A 19,285-nucleotide genomic window follows, 5' to 3' on the forward strand; every position below is an offset into this window, starting at 1 on the left:
CCATCAGTCCAGCGGGTCCTGGCCGGGCAGGGGCGCCGCCAGGTCGCGGTTGACCACGGCGAGCGCGGCCTCCGGCTTGGGCCACTGGCCGGGTTCGGCCGGCTGGGACTGCGGGAGGTCCTGCGGGTCATGACTGCCGGAACCGATGCTCACGTACGAGAAGCAGCTCACCGGGGCATCGTGCCAGCCACTCCGTCATTCGCTCCCTGCCGGGAGCGAGAGCGGCTCAGCCGCCCCGGCCACCAGGCCTTCGGTCCGATGTCCAGGACCAGTGCGGGCACCAGCAGGGAGCGCACCAGCAGCGTGTCCAGCAGTACGCCGAAGGCCACGATGAAGGCGATCTGCACCAGGAACGCCAGCGGGATGACGACGAGTGCCGCGAAGGTGGCCGCGAGGACGACGCCCGCCGACGTGATCACTCCGCCGGTCGCCGTCAACCCCCGCGTAACGCCTTCCCGGACTCCGTGGCGCAGTGATTCCTCCCGTACGCGTGACATCAGGAAGATGTTGTAGTCGACGCCCAGGGCCACGAGGAATACGAATCCGTAGAGCGGGACCGAGGAGTCGGTGCCGCTGAATCCGAACACGTGCCGGAAGACCAGCGCCGAAACGCCCAAGGTGGCGAAGAAGTTCAGGGCGACGGTGGCGACCAGCAGCAGCGGCATCACGAGGGAGCGCAGCAGTGCCACGAGGATGATGAGGATGATGGCCAGGACGACCGGGACGATGAGTCCGCGGTCGTGCTCGGCGGCCTTCTGGGTGTCGTACGCCTGCGCGGTGTAGCCGCCCACCAGTGCGTCGGCGTCCGGTACCGCATGCACCGCGGTGCGCAGCCGGGCCACGGTCGCCTTGGCCGCCGCGGTGTCCGCCGGGTCCTTCAGGGTGGCGTCGATGCGCACCCGCCCGTCCACGACCAGGGGGGCGCCGGGCGTCGCCGCCCCTCGTTCGGCGGCCACCGCGGCGACGGATACCGAGGCGACGCCGTCGGTCTGCGACGCGGCCGCGCGTACGCGGTCGAGGCGGTTCGCGTTCGCGATGACGACGGCCGGGTTGCCCGAGCCGCCGGGGAAGTGCCGGCTCAGCTCCCGCTGTCCTGCCACCGAGGGCGCCTCGTTGACGAAGATCTCCTCCAGGGGCACGCCGCCGGAGTGGAGGGTCGGTGCGAAGGCCGAGCAAGCGAGGAGTGCGGCCAGTACCGCTGCCCATACCTTGCGCGGGGCCCGGTCGACGAGTGCGGCGGTCCGCGCCCAGATGCCGTGCGAGGCGTCCCTCGTACGCACTTTGGCGGGCCAATACGCGGCCCGGCCGAGGAGGACCAGCGCGGCGGGCAGGAAGGTGAGGGCGCTGATGACGGCGCAGACGATGCCGATCGCGCCGACCGGGCCCAGCGCGCGGTTGTTGGTGAGGTCGCTGAGGAAGAGGGCCAGCAGGCCCAGTGCCACCGTGCCGGCGCTGGCCGTGATCGGTCCCGCCGACCGGCGCAGCGCGGCCCTCATGGCCTGGAAGCGGTCGCCTCCGTGGTCCGCGTCCGCGTCTCCGAGTTCCTCGCGGTAGCGGGCGGTCAGGAGCAGGGCGTAGTCGGTCGCGGCTCCGATCACCAGGATCGAGAGGATGCCCTGTACCTGTCCGTCCACGCGCACCAGGCCCTCGCCGGCCAGCGCGTAGACGACAGCGCAGGCCGCCGCGAGGGCGAACACGGCGCCGATGATGATGAGCAGGGGCAGGAGCACGCTCCGGTAGACGAGCAGCAGGATGACGAGCACGGTGGCCAGTGCGACCCCCAGGAGCAGGCCGTCGATGCCGGCGAACGCGTCGGACAGGTCCGCCCGGGTGGCGGCCGGTCCGGTCACGTGGACGCGGGTGCCGTCGACCTCGGAGGCCGCGTCGCGGATCTGGGCGAGGGCTGTCAGGAGTTCGTCCTCCAGGTCCGGGCGCAGGGGTACGACCGCCTGCAGCGCCTTGCCGTCCTCGGAGCGGAGCACGGGGGACGGGGCGCCGGCGGAGGCGGGTTGCGCGCGCAACGGTGCGAGTGCCGCGGCCGCCCCCGCCTGTTGGTCTGCCGTCACCGGGCCGGAGCCGGTACGCGTCCAGAGCACGATCGCGGGCAGGGTCTCGTCCTCGCGGAAGGCGGCCAGCGCCCGGGCTGCCTTCGTGGACTCGGCGCTCCTCGGCAGGAAGGCGGCCTGGTCGTTGGTGGCGACCTCGCCGAGCTTGCCGGCGTAGGGGCCCAGTACGCCGCCTATGCCGAGCCATGCCACGAGGAGGAGGGCCGGCACGAGCCACCGGGCCAGGCGGGGTGTGCGGTTCATGATGCTCCTGAATCTCGGGTCCCGGAGGTTCCCGGCTCTTCGGGTCCCGTCGGGTCTTCGGGTTCCGGAGGCTGCGTGGATTCATCGTTACCACGGCGATCCTGCGGGATCGCCGCGTGTCGGATCCGTGTCAGGCCTTGCTGGGGACGAGTGCTCCGTGAGTGCCGAAGACCCCCGCGTTCTTCATCGCTTCGACATCCTCCAGGCCAACGGCCTCGAGTTGCCGGCCCTGCCCTACCAGGAGCGCCGCCGACGCTTGGAGGTCCTGTTCGCGAACCAGGACACCACCACCCCTGGCGGCCGGCATTCCCGACCTGCGCTTGCGCTGTCCCCCGCCAGCTCGAGGCTCGCACGAGGTGGGCGAACCCCAGCAGGACCGTTCTCACCGGGATTTCCCGTACCTCACTGCTCATACCTGATCATGTGAGCGGCGTGCATCGTTCCTTTCCAAGCGGCCGCGTTGGGCCGACCGGGCCGAGCCGGGGGCGTTCGGAGCACGGTTCCCGCAGATCTGACCGGCGCCGCCCTAGGGTGGGACCTCGCCTCTCTGCGCGGGGCGGGCCTGAGGAGTGCGGATGAACGGCTGGGCCGTCGTGATCGCCGGGGGTGTGTTCGTCGGCTATGGGGCGCTCTCACGTCGTTTGTCGACCACGGTGCTCTCGGGACCGCTGGTCTTCATGCTCGCCGGTCTGGCGATCGGCCCGCTGGGACTGGACCTGCTGGACCGGGCGAAGGATACCGAGGTCACGCGGACGCTCCTGGAGAGCGCGCTGGTGCTCCTTCTGTTCGCGGACGCGGCGGGGATCAGGGACCGGGACCTGCGCCGGGAGGAGTTCCTGCCGCTGCGGCTGCTCGTGGTCGGCCTGCCGGTCACGATGGCTCTGGGCCTGCTGGTGGCCTGGCCGCTGCTGCCCGGCCTGAGCGTGTGGGAGCTGGCCCTGGCCGCCGTCATCCTCGCGCCGACGGACGCCGCGCTCGGGCAGCAGGCCTTTTCCAACAAGCGGGTGCCCCCGCTGGTCCGCGGCGGCCTGACCATCGAATCCGGTCTGAACGACGGCCTGGCCCTTCCGTTCTTCGTCCTGGCACTCGCGGCGGCGGGTGAGGGCCACGACCATCCGAGCGTGGCCGAGACGTTTCTGCGCGCGCTGCTGCTGAGCAGCGCGATCGGAATCGCGGCCGGCTGGACCGGGGCGAGCCTGTTGCGCTGGTCGCTCGCCCGGGGGTGGAGCAGCTCCGACTGGCGGCAGTTCCTGGTCCTCGCCGTCCCCGTCATCGCGTACGTCCTGTGCGCCATGGTCGAGGGCAGCGGCTTCATCGGCGCCTGGGTCGCCGGCCTGGCCTTCGGCATCCACCTGCGCCGCACCCCCGCCGACCTGGACATCCCGCCCCAGGACTCGGACCCCGCGCAGAGCACCAGGTTCACCGAACGCCTCGGCCTCCTCCTCGCCTCACTGAGCTTCCTCGTCTTCGGCGCCGTCATCCTGGGACCGACACTCCAGCACCTGAACTGGCGCATGGTCCTCTACGCGCTGTTCAGCCTGACCGTCATCCGGATGCTGCCCGTCGCACTCGCCCTGGCCGGCACCGGCCTGCGCCCACCCTCCATCGCGTACATCGGCTGGTTCGGCCCGCGGGGGCTCGCGTCCCTCGTGTTCGGCCTGCTCGCCCTCGAAGAACATCTGCCCGGGGGAACCCTGCTGAGCGACGTCATCGCCGTGACCGTGGGCCTGAGCGTCATCCTCCACGGAGCATCAGCTCCGATCCTGGGCGACCGCTACGGCTCATGGTTCACCAGGACACTCCGCAAGGAACCGAACCTGCGGGAGAACGCCCTCGCGCAGCACGACGGCCCACGCTGATGGGGTCAGCGGCCTTCCGGGGAGGTCCCGAGCGCCGCGAGCAAGTACCGGGCGCTCACCGAGCACGGGAAGCAAGAGGCGTACCCCCAAGCCTTCGCCCAGGCGCCCGCCGACTTCACCGACCTCCAGGACACCGACGACATCCCCGCCCCCGCCGAGTCCGCATCCGGCGGCCGGACGACCCGGTCACCCCGACGCCAGCCAGACCATGATCAATCTCAACGGCACTTTCCGTAGCGCAACTATTCACACCCGAAGAGCCCCGTGGGTTCAGGGAAACTGAAGGCTCTTCAGCGGGAACCCGTGGGTCGGATGCTGTGCTTTGTGGGGGTCGACCTCCGAGTTCGTGCCGACTCACGGCGAGGTGTCCTGGATCGTGGGCGTCGTCGATTCGTGGAGATGCGCCTCCACCGGACCCAGATGCCGGTCATGGGCCAGGACGATCTCGTCCGCGAGGTTGAGGATGCGGATGGTGCCACCGGGAAATTGGACGTTGATACCGATGGCGAAGTCGTAGTTGCCGTGCTGGTAGCGGATCTCCCGGACGGAGAGGATCCGCTGGCCTACGAACCGGGTCATGGGGAAGCCGGGCAGGTCGTCCTCGACCGTGGTGTGGCCGTATTCGTCCATGTCGTAGGGGCCGTGAGGCTGGTCGATCTCCAGGGACAACCCGTCGCCCGGTGTGTGGAACCGGACAGGGCCGAGGCCGTCCATGTGCAGCCACATGTGCAGAAGGGAGGGCTTGGTGTCTTGGTGGTGATGCCAGGACGTCGTCACCTTCAGGACGTGCCTGCCAACCAGGTCCTCAGCGTTGATCATCCGTCGATGCTGTCACGACGTTCCACGATTCGGCATTGGTTTCCAGGAGGCGTCGTGCGGAGTCTGCGTAACGCATGGCGGTCTTCTCATCGAGCCCGAACACCTCGGCGAGGTGGAGCGGGTCGGACCCGTGGGTCAGGGCTTCTTCGAGTTGTCGGTCGACGCGGAGCCGCTCCAGGGCGGCGTCCTGTCCGCGCATCGGTGCACCGATCCAGTGACATCGCCGCCGGCTGAGCGATACCGGGCTTCGTGAGCGGCGAGTTCTTCGGGGGTGCGCAGGAAGGCGGGACCGCAGCCCGCTGGGAGGTGTTGAACCTCGATCGACGGTCTCCTGTGCTTGTAGCTGCCGGGCCCGCTGTCTGGGTTCGGAGAGGGCCGGCAACGCCAAGGCTGCTGCTCCGCAGCGTACGCCTCGTCGATCGCGGCCTCCGATCGGTCATCTGCCGCAATCCGGCCCCCGGTGCCGGTGTCGCCCCGTACCTGCTGTCACTGGATGAATCACAATCGTCACTCGATGTAAGAGCGAAAGACGGCCGCGTACCCCCACACCCGAGGTGAAACATGCAACTGCTCCAGACAAGACGGCCTCGACCAAGAACCACCCTGCCGACGAGACTGCTGGTGCTGCTGACCGCCCTGGCTGCGTGGGCGCTGCCCGCCGCGCCGCCGGCCGCCGCCCAGGTGCAGCGCGTCGAGTCATGGGGTGCCAACGGCTTCGGGCAGCTCGGCGACGGCACTACCTACACACGGCACACCCCGGTCACCGTGGCTGGACTGACCGTCGCCAACGCCACCAGCCTCGTCGCAGGCGGAACTCATGGCCTGGCCGTGCTGTCCAACGGCACGGTCAAGGCCTGGGGTGCCAACAACGCCGGGCAACTCGGCGACGGCACCACCTCCACCCTTGAAACCCCCGACCACCTCACCCCCGGCACGGTACGCGAGCTGAGCGGTGTGACCGCGGTCGCCGCCGGCTGCACCCACAGCCTCGCCCTGCTGTCCAACGGCACCGTCAAGGCCTGGGGCAACAACTTCGCCGGCCAGCTCGGCAACGGCACCACCGGCTCGATCAGCAACAGCACCCCCGTCACCGTCATCGACCCCAGCAACCCCAGCGCCCCCCTCAGCGGCGTGACCGCGATCGCCGCGGGCTGCGACCACAGTCTTGCCCTGCTGTCCAACGGCACGGTCCGAGCCTGGGGCTTGAACGACCTCGGGCAGCTCGGCAACGGCAGCACCAGCGGCATGAGCGGCACCCCCGTCACCGTCATCGCCCCCGGCAACCCCAGCGCCCCCCTCAGCGGCGTCCGGGAGCTTGACGGCGGGAACTCCCACAGCCTCGCCCTGATGTCCAACGGCACGGTCCGAGCGTGGGGCAGCAACAGCGTCGGGCAGCTCGGGAACGGCAGCACCGGCGGGGCCAGCGGCACCCCCGTCACCGTCGCCAACGTCACCGGAGCCCGGGACATCGCCGCCGGCGCCAACCACAGCCTCGCCCTGCTGTCCAGCCTCATCCTGCCGTCCACGGTCCGAGCCTGGGGCAGCAACAGCGTCGGGCAGCTCGGGAACGGCAGCACCGGCGGGGCCAGCGGCACCCCCGTCACCGTCACCAACCTCACCGGAGTCCGGGACATCGCCGCCGGCGGCAACCACAGCCTGGCGTACCTGTCCGCCGGCACTCTCAGATCCTGGGGCGGCAACAACGCTGGGCAACTGGGCAACGGCAGCACCACCAACAGCGGCACCCCCGTCACGGTGCGCACCGGGATCGGCACCATCACCCACATCGCCGCGGGCGATGAGTACAGCCTGGCGGCCTGAGTCTCACTCCTCGCCGGGATCCGGCCCCAGGCGGCCAGCCCCCCGCCGCGCTACCCCGGGCGATGCGCCCCGTTGAGCCTGGCCCTCGCCCTCGGGCAAGCCTCCTGCTCCCTGGGCAAGCCCTGATGGCCGGGCCAGGCAAGCCTCCCGGTCCCTCGGGCAAGCCTCTTGGTGGCCGGGTCGGGCAAGCCTCGGTGATCGTGGGCAAGCCGGCCTCGAAGAGGCTTGCCCACGCGTTCCGCATCCCGCGTCGGCCCGGGCGGAGGGTTGCACCGGAAGGGGTCTGGAGGGTTGCACGTAGAGGTGCACTAGGGATTGCACCGGAGGTGTGGCCGGGAGTGGGACCCTCCCTTTCGTGATCTTGGGCATCCTGCCTGGTCAGCTTGCCGTTTAGCCTTCGGTGTCCGACGAAGCAGGTGCGTCCCCGGCGACAAGGGCGACTTGAGCGGTCCATGACCAGGGCTCCTGGGGCGGATCCCAGCTCACCTGGACGTTGGCGTCGTGAAAGTCGTGCGCGAGTTCCGTCACCATCCGGGCTGCGGCGGCCCGCGCGTCTTGTGGGTCAGTGTTGATTGGAATGTCCAGGCGCCCACAGAGCGTGCCGCCTTCCATGGTGAGGATGCTGTGGCGCCAGCCCTCTGGCGTCGCCAACAGAACGATCCCCTTCGGAATGCCCCAATCGGGCCGCTTCTTCTTCTCCTTCTTACGTCTCACCATGCGGCTATCCAACATCGTCGGGGCCACGGCAATGAGATTGGCTGGCAGCTCAGCTCGCCATTTGACCAGTTCTCCGGGGTTTGGTGCCGGCCTTGTGGTGTGCTGGTCTGGTGTAGGACTCGCCGGTGGCGAGGACTCGTCCGACCTCGTAGCGGGTGGCGGCCCGCCGGTTTTTCGAGCCCGGTGGGCGGCCGGGGCTGGGCCGGGTGGGTTTCGGTGCACGAGCTGGTGTGCCAGCCTTCACGCGCAGGTTCCTGAACCCCCGGCGCACTCGGGCGGGTCCAGCCGAGCGTCTGCTTGAGCAGGCGGAAGGTGTGCTCCACGTCGAACCTTCGCAGGAAGGCATGCCAGTATCGGTCGACGTCCTCGGGGCGGGCTCCGGTGCGGGAACACCACAGCCAGACGGACTTGTTCACCCCGCCGCTGGGCAGTTGCGCTACCGTCAACCTGATCACGGTGCTCTCGATGATGGGCAAGGGGCCTTCGTGATCACCCCATGCCGCCCGGCGGGTCAGTCGAGGGTGGAGCCGGTCCCATGCCTGCGTGGTCGCTGTCCCGTACCGCTCGGTGTCGGTCACGGTCACCACCGCCACCTCGCCCCAGGTCTCGGGGCGGCCGAAGACGAACTCACCGCCGTGCTTGGGCGGGCGCCCGCCCTGCGGCGGCCAGATCCACGGCACCGGGACCGGCTTGCGCATCACTCGGTCCGAACGGAGCCGGCCCAGAACCTCGATCGGCAGGTCAGCCAGGAGGTGGGCGATGCGGGGTGCGTCGTATCCGGCGTCCAGCACGACCAGGACGTCCAGGTCACCGTCCCGCCACTGGCCGGCCCCGATCAGGCGTTCGATGACCTCGCGGACAGCGGAGTCGTCGGTGTCGCGTACTCGCACTTCTACATTGCCGAGCATGTTGAGGAGGGGGTCGACGATCTGCCGGATTTTCGTACCGACGAGCCCGTGATCGTTACACCCGGCATGCTCACCATCGTCAGTTGCGTCCAGGAACACGATGCCTGGGTCACTCTCATGGTTGCCGAGGCCGAGCCTGTGCAGCAGACGGAACAGTGGCAATCGCTTGGTTCCTGGTCGTACCGGCCCGTCAGCACAGGCCTGATGGGAATCTCAGGCCCCACCACCGGCCCTGCCGTACCGGCGCTGGGCTGGCTGCCGGGTAGCCAGGGGACGCCCCCACCCTGACGCTTCTCCCATCGACGAACTACACGGTTCACGTCTACGCCTGGGGCCGAGAGGACTCCCGAGCCCGGTACGAAGCCGCAATGGACCGCGAGGAATGGGGTCTCCGCGAGGGGTTCGAGCAGTACGTAGCGATCTTCATCCCTGCCGGAGAGCAGGCCCCCCGGACCGCAGGTCAAACGGCAAGCTGAGACCGTGTCCTTCCGCGGACCTTCACGGCCTGCGTATCACGGCGTGCGTATCACGGGGTGCGACTCACTGGGTTCGGCTCACGGGGTGGAGGCCAGCCGGGATACGGCCGCGGCGTTGTCCGCCTTGGCCTGGTCCCGGCTGTCCGGCGGGACGCACACCGTGTCCCACGGTGCAGCCTCGCGCCAGACGTAACCCGGCTTGCAGGTGTCCGGGCCGTAGGCGCCGCCGCCGGGCTGCTTGCGGGACGGGCCGAGCTGGTTCTCACGGGCCGACTGGTCCCGGATGTCCGGGGTCACGCACACCACGTCACCGGTGTACGCCTCGCGCCACACATAACCCTGTTTGCAGGTGAACGGTCCGTATGGGTCGCTCGCCGGGCTAGCGGAGCCCGCCGGGGCCACGGCGCCGAGCAGGCCGCCCGCCAGCACCAGGGTTACGGCCGACCGGCCGAGCCACCGGCGTATGTCCGTATTCATTTCAACCTCCTTCGTCACGGCGGCCCTTGGCCGGCCGTCTGAAGGCATGGAAGGGCAAGATGCGCCTCCCTGTCCCAGGCTAGGCCGGTCCCGGGAGCCCCGCATGCTCACACCGTGAAGGGCTTCCGAGGGAGGAAACTCGCCGCCGGCTCCCCTGTCAGGTAGAGGTTGGGGCTCTGGATGACGGGCACGCGGCGCTGGATCGCGCGGTGGAAGGAGCGGTACCCGTCCTCGAACGGCCCGTCGTTCCGGACCTTGAGCAGGCCCGCGGTGAACAGGCCGTTGGCGCCTCCGTCCGAGGCCAGGTGATTGTCCTGACAGGCCGAAATGCGGAGTGCGTCGGGCTCACCTGCCGCGTCCTGTGCGTTCTTCGGCTCGCGCTGCGGCCCGGCGTAGGACTCCCGGTCGCGGACGAAGACCTCCTGCTGCTTGAGCGGCGGCATCAGCCGGGAGGCGGTCTCCACCTTGGCCGGATCCCTGGTCTGGAACTGCGATTCGAGCGCCTCTGGGGTGAGCGTGTCGGGTTCGTCTTCGGTGGTGTCGTCCACCTGGGCGCCGTGGCCCGAGTACGTGAAGAGCAGGATGTCCCCTGCGGTCAGCCCGCCGGCGGCGTCGCGCAGGGCGGCGGTGATGTTCTCGACGGTTCCGTCGGGGGTCAGGATCACCGTCTCGCCGAAGCCGTTGGCGCGGGCGATGGCCGCCATGTCGCGCGCATCGTTCTCGCAGGCGTTCAGCTGGCCGTCCCAGCCGCCGCACTTGACGGGGTCGACCGAGCTGAGTCCGATGTGGATGGACAGGCCAGTGGGTACGGAGGGTCTCCTTCGGCGCGGCGGGCGGCGCAGGGCGCGGGTCACGGGTGTCACGGGGGAGTCACCTCATGTGTTCCGTGGCCGGACCCCGGCTGAACCGGGAGTGTGCCTGTGCCCCCGATCGGGCCCCTTCCGGCAGTCCCGAGGGCTCCCTCGGGCGTGGCCTCTGTTCGGGTGGCTTGGCGGCCGACACCGTGAGTGATCGCCGCAGCGAGGTACTTCCATCCTATGAACACTTCATCCGAGGCCGCGGCCTCGCGCGGTCCGCTGGACGATCGCACCGGCTACGACGAAGCCTTCCTGGGCAAGGTCGTGCCCCTGCCCGTGCCCGGCGACGGCATTCCGACGATCGTTCTGCCGTACACCCACTTCACGGTTGTCCACCGCCCCGACCGCCGGTTCGCGGCCTCCACGGCCGTCTGCATCGACGGCTCGAAGCTGGTGGCGAACGTGGACCGGGAGGACGACTGGGACCTCGACCCGCGCATCCCGGCGAACCAGCAGGCCGGCCAGGCGATCTACGCCGACAACGACCTGGACAGGGGACATCTGGTGCGCCGGCTGGACCCGGTGTGGGGCACGACCACCGAGGCCAACAAGGCCAACGCCGACACCTTCCACTTCACCAACGCGGCCCCGCAGCAGAACACGTTCAACCAGGGCAAGAAGCTGTGGCTGGGGCTGGAGAACTTCCTCCTCGACCACGCGGCCAAGTTCGACCGGAAGCTGAGCGTGTTCACCGGACCGGTGCTGCACGACTCTGACCCGCCCTACCGCGGTATCCAGGTACCGCTGCGGTTCTGGAAGGTGGCGGCCTTCATGCAGGACGGCAACCTCGCGTCCACGGCGTACATCCTCGACCAGAGCCCCGACCTCAGCCGGGACCGCGAGCGGGCCATGGCGGGGGCCAAGGCCGGCCCGCCACCGCTGGGCCCCTTCCGGACCTTCCAGGTGCCGGTGGCGGACATCGCCGAGGTGACCGGCCTCGACCTCGGCCCGCTCCCCGACGTGGACCTGATGCCTCCGGTCCGCGCCCCCGGCGACCGCTGGCACCGCCTGGAGAGCTACGACGACATCATGATGCGGAACTGACGGTGGAGCCCACGGGCGTCTGTGCCCACGGCAACGGGGACGAGGTCCGTAGAGAACCACTCGCCTCCCGGTGGGACCGGGTGCTGTTCGGCACGGACATGGGCAGAGCCTCCCGCATGGCGTACTGAGCCCCGGTCCGGTACGCCGACCCGCTGCCGGACAGCAGAGCGCTTCGAGGGAGGGCGGGCCGGGCGTCGTCGACGGGAACGGCGCCCGGTGGACCCCGAACCACCACGGCATCCGCGAGTGCCTGGCCGCCGGTCCGGTACGCGACCCGGACGAGACCCGGACGGGACCCTGATCAGCCGTCTTGCGACGGAACAGACCGAGTGATTCCATGAAATGTGTCAGCCGGTCCTCTCCCTGCCCTCGATGGGCGGCCGGGCAGGTGCGGAATGCCGCTCACCGAACCCCAGTGGGACATCGTCACCGAATGGGTGGGTTCGTATCTCCTGAACAACATCGACCCCCATTCCACCCTCCGAGCCTACGGATTTGATGAAACATTCATCAAATCCGTCTCGCTCACATGGAGATCAGGCGAGAACGCGGTCGAGGTCGTCACGGCCATCACGCGGAAGAAGCCGAAGATCCGTGATCAGTTCCTGCTGGTCGACACCCTGATCCGCCATACCAAGGTGGGCATGCTGGCTGAGACCGAGCCCATGGCCAGGGAGTTCCGGGAAATCCTGCAGAAGGACCTGGAGCAAAAAAGCTCCGAGGACCACTACCTCAGCACCGTCCTCGGAGGAGCCGAGGTCTTCATCGACCGCGCGGAACTCCGCAAGAGCGTTCGGAAACTCGTCGACGATCCGAGAGGAATGGTGCTGCTGGTCGACGGCGCACCGGACAGCGGACGCTCGTACACCTTTTCCTACATCCGGCACCTCGCGCAGCACTGCGAATTCACCCCGGTGCGGGTGGTGCTCTCGCGAACGTCCACAGCCGCCGAGGTGCTCCAGGAACTGGCCACCTGGGTCGCCCCCGACACGACCGACCACCGCACCGGACTTGCGACGTTGAACGCAACACAGTTGAACGATCCACAGGCCAGGCTCCAGAACGACGCGAACAGCGTGGTGCGCTGGGCGACCGCCTCGGAAGAGCGGTTCTGGCTGGTCTTCGACGAATGTGACCGGCTGGACGTGAACTCCGACGTCTGGGACTGCATAGGAAAGCTCGCGCGAGCCATCTACGGCAATGCCCGCCCGGAGTCCGCGCCCCGTTTGGTGCTGCTCGGCTACTCCCCGTCGATGCCCCACCTCCCCCACGAAATACGCAACTACCAGTGCTGGGACACCGCGCGGGTGCTGGAGGAGAAGGATCTGCGGGGATTCTTCAACGAGTTGTTCACCGGGTCCCCGGAGCCGCCCGGCCCGCCCTCGGACTTCGAGGGCGTTGCCGCGCTCGTGGACGCCGCCGTGTCCGAGGCCCTGCGGGCCGCCCAGGGGCCGGGGGAGGGCAGCTACATGCAGCGGATCTGCACGGCAGCGGAGGCGGCTGTACGCGTCTACGAATCCCTCGACGCCGACGAGCAGTTCATCCCACGGCTGCGCGCGGAGCTGCAAGCAGAGCAGACTCAACAGCCCATACTCATATCGGAGTTGCGGCAGGCGTACCGCGAGGCGGCCTGTCTGTTGACCCACTTCGACCCCGGACGGCTGCTGCTGCCGGACGAGACCGCACCCAGTGGGAACGCCCGGCTGGAACTGGTCGACGACTGCCGGACGGTCGGCATGGGTGAGCATCCCCTCTGGGTGCTCAAGCCCGAGGTGCGCGAGGCAACGTTGCGCGGGCTCTCCGGCCCCGAGGCCGCTCTCCGGGCACTGGCCGCGAACCTTTCCCCCGACGCAGTACAGGCCCTCGTCCAAGGCGCCACGGAACGGGAACTCCAGCGGGACCACTTCAGTCCACCCCCGGGCGAACCGGCTGCCCGGCTGGGCACCCGCGACACGGAGGCCCGGGCCCTCGCCTACCTCGCGGGCAGCCCGCCGCCCCTGGAGGGCCAGCGCACCACCGAGCTCACCGACACCCTGCAGGCCGTGCTGTGGCTTTCGCAGGTGCCCGGCATGACCGGGCTCCCCGATCCCGATGACGTGCAGCAGCTCATGGAGCGGACCCGGCTGCTACAGCCCTTGGAACAGCTCCTCCGAGCCCCCCTCCACGGGCGGACCGCGGAGCTGGACGAGCTACGCGCCTACGTCGGCCTGCCCGCCGAGGAACCGCACCGCGGGCCGGTGGATCCGGGCCAGGAACCGGACGGACCGGTGGGGGCCAGGAAGCCCGGGAGGCCGAGGGGGCCCACCGGACCACAGGATTTCGTCCGCGCACGCGTCCTGGACCCCGAGCCCCCGCTGCTGATCCACGGCCTCGCCGGCGTCGGCAAGAGCACCCTGCTCGCGAAGTTCCTGCTGAGCAGCCTGCGCGACTACGGCCCCAGCTTCCCCTTCGCGTACGTCGACTTCGACCGCCCGACCATCTCCATCAACGAGCCGGCCACCCTGATCGCGGAGATCGCCCGGCAGTTCGGCATCCAGTTCCCGCACCACCGGGACGCCTTCGACGCGCTCGCCCGGGAATGTGAGGAGACGGTCGGTGCCCTGCGCGAGGAGGAGGAAGAGATCCAGGAACTGTACGGGCTGTCCGCCACCCGCTGGACCCTCGGACGGTCCTCGTCCGCCGAGTTCCACACGCAGTCGAGTGCCCGGGAGACGGAACTCGTACGGCGGGTCGCCGCCCTGGTCGCCGAGGCGGTGGCCGTCCCCGCGGGCGAACCCGGCCCGCCCCTGGTGATCGCGGTGGACTCCTTCGAGGAGGCCCAGTACCGCGGTTCCCCGATGATCGGCCGGATGTGGGCCGTCTGGGCCGCACTGCAGGAGGTGTACCCGCGGCTGCGGTTCATCGTTTCCGGGAGTGCGCCGGTCCCGCACCCGGGGCGCCTGGACGAGCTGTGGACCATGGAGCTGGGCGACCTGGATCCGGACGCGGCCGTGGAACTCCTCGTCTCCAACGGGGTCGAGGACGAGGCCGTGGCCCGGACCCTCGTGGAGCGGGTGGGCGGCCATCCGCTCAGCCTGACGCTGGCCGCGCGGGCCGCCGTCCTCACGGGCGACGAGGCCGGGTCGATGGCCAAGCTGATCGGGGAACTCCCCGCCCGGCGCGGCGGCCTCTACCACGCAGTCGACCAGATGCTGGTCCAGGGATTCCTGTACGACCGCATCCTCCGCCACATCGTCGACGACGAGGTGCGCCGGCTCGCCGAGGCGGCGCTGGCCCTGCGGACCGTCACCCCGGAGCTGATCCAGGACGTGCTCGCCGAGGCCTGCGAGATCGAGGTGGCGGGCCCGGAACACGCCCGCCACCTGCTCGGCCTGCTGTCCCGGCTCGACCTCGTGGAGCCGGCCGGGCCGGGGGCCGTCCGTCACCGTGCGGACCTGCGCTGCATCATGCTGCGCCTCGCCGACCAGAACGAGATCCAGCTGATGAAGACGGTCGACCGGCTTGCGGTGACGTACTACCGGCAGCTCGGGGGGCTGGAGGCCCGCGCCGAGGAGATCTACCACCGGCTGCGGCGCAACGAGAGCCCGCGGGAGGTCGAGCAGCGCTGGCTGCCCGGAGTCGAACGCTTCCTGACCGGGGCGAGCAAGGACATGGCGCCCCGGTCGGCCGCCTTCCTCACCGCGCGCATGGGCGGGCACATCCCGGAGACGGATCTGGCCCAGGCCGATCAGGAGGACTGGGAGCAGCTCGCGGCCCGCGAGGTCGAGGACCTGCTGGCCCAGGGCTTCGTCGACGCGGCCGCGGTCCGGCTGGCCGAGCGTCGCCCGTGGACGCCGGGCAGCCGGCTGCACCCGCTGCTGGTGGAGACTCTGGCCCGGCAGGGGCGCCGCACGGAGGCCCGTGCCGAGGCGGAGGCCGCCGTGGACCGGGCGGAGGAGGGGAGGCAGCCCGAGCTGCAGTTGGAGCTGCTGCTGCTGTCCGCACGCCTGGCCGAGGAGGACGGGGACATCCGCGAAGCCCAGTTCGCCCTCGCGGAGGCCGAGGACGTGGCCACCCGGATCGGCCGCAATTTTGAGGCGATGGGCGCGCTGCTGGCTCGTGCCAAGCTCAACGCCGCATCGCCCGAGGCGAACACGGAGGCCGGCGCCAAGCTGGCCCGGCAGCTGCGTTCCATGCCCGCCGAACAGCTGAACCGGTACTCCGCGCTCGTTCGCCTGGCCGCCGCCCAGGTGTCCGAGCAGGACCCGAAGGTACTGGAGCACACCCTGGAGGTGGTGGGTCTGCCCGCGTCCGAGGACGTCGTAAGGGACACCCTCGCCGAGGCCATCCGGCGGGCGGCCGCCGACCAGCCGCAGCTGCACGAGCCCTTGCTGGCGATCCTGAAAAGCGCGGCCGGTCCGCCGGAACCCGGGGAGGCGGGTGCCACGCCGACGGCGGATGCGCCACCCACCGGGACGGCCGGAATCCTGCGCGAGGCCCAGCGGCGCGGCACCCTCGACGAGCTGGCCCGGCGGCTGCTGCAGGTCAAGGACCAGAGCGGGGAGCTGCTCTCCGGGGTGGCCGCGGCAATGGGCGCGGGTACGCCCGCGCCCGGACCGGAAGAGAGCCGCCCCGTCCGGCCTGTGGGAACCCCGGGCGCCGGCGCCGGCGCCGGCGCCGGACCGGACACCGGGCCGACGGCCCCTCCAGCGCTCGAAGGGAACGGCCCGCAAGCGGCCTGATCACCGGAGGGGCGAACACCTGATCACCGGAGGGGCGAACAGGGGCCACCGGCGACGGGCCACGGCGATCATCCGCTCGCTCGGGTCCAAGCCGACAGCCTTCAGGGCCGGCTGAGCGCGGGCTTCAGCCCCCGCGGGGGCTGAAGTTGCCGTAGGCCATGGCGTCGTCGTCGTCGCCGCCGCGCCGCCCGCACGGGTCACGACCGGCCCGGGTGGCCGGCGGCGTCTGCCGTTCCGGGCGCCGGCGGCAGCAGCTCCACGGGGGCGCGCAGGCGCAGGGTCGCAGGCAGGTCCACCCGGCCGTGCCGCGCCGCCACCACGATCTGCCGGACCGCGAGAGTGGCCTCGACTGCGCAGTCCCCGGCCCGGACGGCGGTGAGCCTGCCGTCGCGGACCACCGCCACCAGTCCGGTGATCCGGAACACGAGGGTGAGGTCCACGTCGACGGTCGCGGCCCGGACGCCGTCCACCAGGACGTCCACCTGGGGGTGGTGGGCGGACGTGACGGTGTGGGTGGCCAGCGCCACGATCTCCTCGCTGCCCGGGTGGCGGCGGGTTCGCCGGGCGGCAGCGCCGAGCGCCGCGTGTTTCGACCAGCCCGCGCCGATCAGGGAGACGAGGTCCAGGCCGAGGAACCCCTCGACGGCGGTGGCAAGTGCCGTGATGACGGCCCGGTCGGCCGCGTCGGACAGGCCGCGCACTCCCGGCAGGAGTCCCGCGGCCGCGTTGCGTTCGTGCAGGGTGTCGACGAGCGCGCCGACGCCGTGCTCCGCCTCGCCGCCGAACAGGACGGCCCGGACGGTGAGGGGCTGGACATCGAGAGCCGTGGTCATCTGGGTTCCTCCTCGATGCTCTGCACGCCCGCATTGTCCGGGTGTGGTTCCAGTCGTACGGTATGGGTCGCCGGGCCGGGGTCCGGCGGTTCGGCCACGTCCGCCGAACCGGCGGCGGGGCGCAGCCGGGCGCTGATGTGCTCGTGCACCCAGCGCGGGCCGCGGTGACCGTGGCGGAGCAGCCCGAAGCCGAGGGCTGCCAGCAGCAGCACACCGACGGCACTCGGGCCGACGACCCAGCCGACGGGCGTGGCGGTCGTCGTGGTGGGTGGGTTCCGGCCGTCCGGGTTGGTGTCACCGGGGTCTGTGTCATCGGGGTCTGTGATGCCCGGGTCGGTGTCGCCGGGGTCTGTGATGCCCGGGTCGGTGTCGCCGGGGTCTGTGATGCCCGGGTCGGTGTCACCGGGGTCTGTGACGCCCGGTTCCGTGACCGTCCCTGGGACCTCGCCCGCGCCCGTCACGGTGAAGGTCGCTTCCGCTCCCGTGCCCGGATCCGCCGCGCACTGCGCCCGAACTGTGTATTGCCCCTCTGCGGCATCGGTCGGCACCGCGACCTGCGTGGCGAACTCGCCGCCGTCCGTGGCCGCGGCGGCATCCAGTGGTTCGCCGTCCCACAGCAAGTCCACACCCAAACAGTTGAATTCGGAACCGGCTACGGAGACGGGCGATGTACCGGCCGGACCCTCGGCCGGGTCCAGCTCCACGGCCGGGTAGTACTCGGTGGTTCCGCCCGGGTTCTCCGACCCTGTCAGCACCGTGAACGTTGCCGAGGCGGTGATCGATGCGTCGAGGCTACAGGTGGCCGTCACGGTGTAAGTGCCGGGGGAGGCGTCGGACGGAGCGGTCACGTCCGTCTCGATGATGCCCGTGTCGAGGTCCGGCTCCACGACACTGGGGCCGCCGCCCTCCCAGGTCACGCTTACCGTACCGGCGGTCACGGGGGCGGCATCGTCGTCCGGTTCCGTATGGCATCCGCCGAACCCGGAACCGTAGACGCCCACCCGGATTCCGGGCAGGCCCTCTGCCGGAGTGAGCACGATCGCGGGCTCTTCCGCGACTCGCGCCTGCACCGGGGGAGCGGCCGCGGCAACAGCAGTACCCCACGCGATCACCGTGCTCAAGAACACCGCGGTCAGCGAGCGGGCTAGACGCACAACGGCAAACATGACCCTCCGTGAGCTGCTTCCCATTCTCCTCCGCGTTCCGGGAGCCCGCTCGCCGCCCTGCCCAGCGGACGGTTCCCGATGGGCGCACCGCCCCGACGTCTTCGGCCTCCACAACGCCGGTGGCGCAATGGTGCTCGGACCGGTCCAACGGGGATTTCCGCCGCACCGGCCCCCGCACGGACCCGGCAGCCTGCGGCCGACGCGTCGGCTTGGTGACGCCCCGAGGCCGCCTCGCGGGTTTGAGCCCGGTGCCGCGACTGGCGAACCTGGCGAAGAGTCGTGTCCTACCGGCTCGAGGCGCGGCCAACCGCCCCCCTACGTCCTACTTCTCCTCCGGCTCCCAGGCGCGGAGCAGGTCGAGCAGCCCTGCGTTTCCGTCAACGTGCAAGGATTCGGCCTGGATCCGGTCGTACAGGTAGAGGACCAGCTCACTGGCCGTGCCGTGGACGGAGGCGCCGGCTGCGTCCGAGTCTTCGCCGGTCGCGGCGGTGGGCGCGGGGATACGGGTGATGCGTGCGCCGTCGCCGTCGACGGTGAGGCGCCAGGAGCGGCCCTCGGCGGCGTGGAAGTCGAAGGCCGTGGGCTTGTGCGGCCAGGCACTCGGCGTTGCGCAGACGGTGAACAGGAACTCCTCCACACCGTCGAGTGCCAGCTCGACCGGCAGCGGCTGCGGGGAGCCCCCGGCGAGCTGGGCGTCGTAGGTGTGCACCGCGGTCTCCTGGACCCGGTGCCGGGCGGTGCCGCCGGCGGTCTGCGGTGACTGCGACGCGGGCCACCACGTCCAGCAGCCGCTCTCCGGTCCCGCCGCGTGCAGGGCGCCCAGCAGAAGCTGCGTCGACGCGTCCAGCCAGGCCAGCAGGGCCTCACGTTCCTGCGGCACTTCCAGCGCGGCGCGCGCGGCGACGGCCTCGGCCGGGGGAGCGTCGGCAGACCCCGCGCCGACGATGGCGGCCCAGAAACGGTCTCCCCCACCCAGGTGCTTCACCAGATCGAACAGCGTCCACCCGGGGCAGGTCGGCACCTGCGCGTCGAGACCGGGCGCGGCGGCGACCACGGCGCGGAAGGCGGTCGACCGTTCATCGATCAGTCGCAACAGGTCAGGGAACTCAAGATTCTTTTCCACGCCGGATGTCTATCACCGTGCTTCCGTGATCGGACAACGATTTTCACAGTCGCCGCCGGATGGCCATTGCGGGCGTTCTCACCTCCCACCGCTCGGGTGACAAGCTGCGCACTGCTGCGAGGACGCTGGTGGTGGCGGTACCCCAAGCGTCGTGC

General features: G+C 70.5%; 14 protein-coding genes and 1 pseudogene. 4 read left to right on the top strand and 11 right to left on the bottom strand.

Annotation, left to right across the window (positions count from 1 at the left end; translation table 11 throughout):
• Positions 1–3: 3 nt before the first annotated feature.
• Positions 4–171: a hypothetical protein gene (locus OG764_RS36790; RefSeq protein WP_328972678.1), complete on the bottom strand. Its 168-nt coding sequence runs from the start codon at positions 169–171 to the stop codon at positions 4–6.
• Positions 168–2,309 carry an MMPL family transporter gene (locus tag OG764_RS36795; protein ID WP_328972679.1) on the bottom strand — a complete coding sequence of 714 codons (2,142 nt, stop codon included), beginning with the start codon at positions 2,307–2,309 and terminating at the stop codon, positions 168–170. Before OG764_RS36795 ends, OG764_RS36790 begins: the two co-directional genes overlap by 4 nt.
• 575 nt (positions 2,310–2,884) lie before the next feature.
• Here OG764_RS36795 and OG764_RS36800 point away from each other — a divergent pair.
• The gene (locus tag OG764_RS36800) at positions 2,885–4,168 is read left to right on the top strand and encodes a cation:proton antiporter (RefSeq protein ID WP_328972680.1); all 1,284 of its coding nucleotides are present in this window, start codon (positions 2,885–2,887) and stop codon (positions 4,166–4,168) included.
• A gap of 354 nt (positions 4,169–4,522) precedes the next feature.
• Here OG764_RS36800 and OG764_RS36805 read toward each other — a convergent pair whose 3' ends face one another.
• The gene (locus OG764_RS36805) at positions 4,523–4,987 is read right to left on the bottom strand and encodes a hypothetical protein (RefSeq protein WP_328972681.1); all 465 of its coding nucleotides are present in this window, start codon (positions 4,985–4,987) and stop codon (positions 4,523–4,525) included.
• Complete coding sequence (locus tag OG764_RS36810; RefSeq protein ID WP_328972682.1) at positions 4,974–5,186, bottom strand: hypothetical protein; 213 nt, start codon at positions 5,184–5,186, stop codon at positions 4,974–4,976. Before OG764_RS36810 ends, OG764_RS36805 begins: the two co-directional genes overlap by 14 nt.
• 422 nt (positions 5,187–5,608) lie before the next feature.
• Here OG764_RS36810 and OG764_RS36815 point away from each other — a divergent pair, with 422 nt between their 5' ends.
• The gene (locus OG764_RS36815) at positions 5,609–6,808 is read left to right on the top strand and encodes an RCC1 domain-containing protein (RefSeq protein ID WP_328972683.1); all 1,200 of its coding nucleotides are present in this window, start codon (positions 5,609–5,611) and stop codon (positions 6,806–6,808) included.
• 390 nt (positions 6,809–7,198) lie between these two features.
• Here the strand turns inward: OG764_RS36815 and OG764_RS36820 are convergent, their stop codons facing one another.
• The 4 genes and pseudogenes from OG764_RS36820 to OG764_RS36835 form a co-directional block, all read right to left on the bottom strand.
• Positions 7,199–7,525 carry a hypothetical protein gene (locus tag OG764_RS36820; RefSeq protein ID WP_328972684.1) on the bottom strand — a complete coding sequence of 109 codons (327 nt, stop codon included), beginning with the start codon at positions 7,523–7,525 and terminating at the stop codon, positions 7,199–7,201.
• Positions 7,526–7,574: 49 nt separating this feature from the next.
• Positions 7,575–8,532: pseudogene (locus OG764_RS36825) on the bottom strand (transposase).
• A gap of 455 nt (positions 8,533–8,987) precedes the next feature.
• A complete protein-coding gene (locus OG764_RS36830; RefSeq protein WP_328972685.1) occupies positions 8,988–9,386 on the bottom strand; it encodes a hypothetical protein in 399 nt (132 codons plus the stop codon).
• Positions 9,387–9,493: 107 nt separating this feature from the next.
• The gene (locus OG764_RS36835) at positions 9,494–10,249 is read right to left on the bottom strand and encodes a caspase family protein (RefSeq protein ID WP_328972686.1); all 756 of its coding nucleotides are present in this window, start codon (positions 10,247–10,249) and stop codon (positions 9,494–9,496) included.
• 174 nt (positions 10,250–10,423) lie between these two features.
• Between OG764_RS36835 and OG764_RS36840 the strand changes: the two genes are divergently transcribed.
• Both OG764_RS36840 and OG764_RS36845 read left to right on the top strand, forming a co-directional pair.
• The gene (locus OG764_RS36840; protein ID WP_328972687.1) at positions 10,424–11,287 is read left to right on the top strand and encodes a DNA/RNA non-specific endonuclease; all 864 of its coding nucleotides are present in this window, start codon (positions 10,424–10,426) and stop codon (positions 11,285–11,287) included.
• Positions 11,288–11,682: 395 nt separating this feature from the next.
• The gene (locus OG764_RS36845; protein WP_328972688.1) at positions 11,683–16,008 is read left to right on the top strand and encodes an AAA family ATPase; all 4,326 of its coding nucleotides are present in this window, start codon (positions 11,683–11,685) and stop codon (positions 16,006–16,008) included.
• Between the two features lie 197 nt (positions 16,009–16,205).
• Here OG764_RS36845 and OG764_RS36850 read toward each other — a convergent pair whose 3' ends face one another.
• The 3 genes from OG764_RS36850 to OG764_RS36860 form a co-directional block, all read right to left on the bottom strand.
• The gene (locus OG764_RS36850; RefSeq protein WP_328972689.1) at positions 16,206–16,841 is read right to left on the bottom strand and encodes a hypothetical protein; all 636 of its coding nucleotides are present in this window, start codon (positions 16,839–16,841) and stop codon (positions 16,206–16,208) included.
• Complete coding sequence (locus OG764_RS36855) at positions 16,838–17,758, bottom strand: hypothetical protein (protein ID WP_328972690.1); 921 nt, start codon at positions 17,756–17,758, stop codon at positions 16,838–16,840. Before OG764_RS36855 ends, OG764_RS36850 begins: the two co-directional genes overlap by 4 nt.
• Positions 17,759–18,329: 571 nt before the next feature.
• Positions 18,330–19,130, bottom strand: a complete 801-nt coding sequence (locus tag OG764_RS36860; protein WP_328972691.1) for a maleylpyruvate isomerase family mycothiol-dependent enzyme — start codon at positions 19,128–19,130, stop codon at positions 18,330–18,332.
• Between the last annotated feature and the right edge of the window lie 155 nt (positions 19,131–19,285).

The sequence above is a fragment of the Streptomyces sp. NBC_00239 genome (genome assembly GCF_036194065.1).
Lineage (GTDB): Bacteria > Actinomycetota > Actinomycetes > Streptomycetales > Streptomycetaceae > Streptomyces.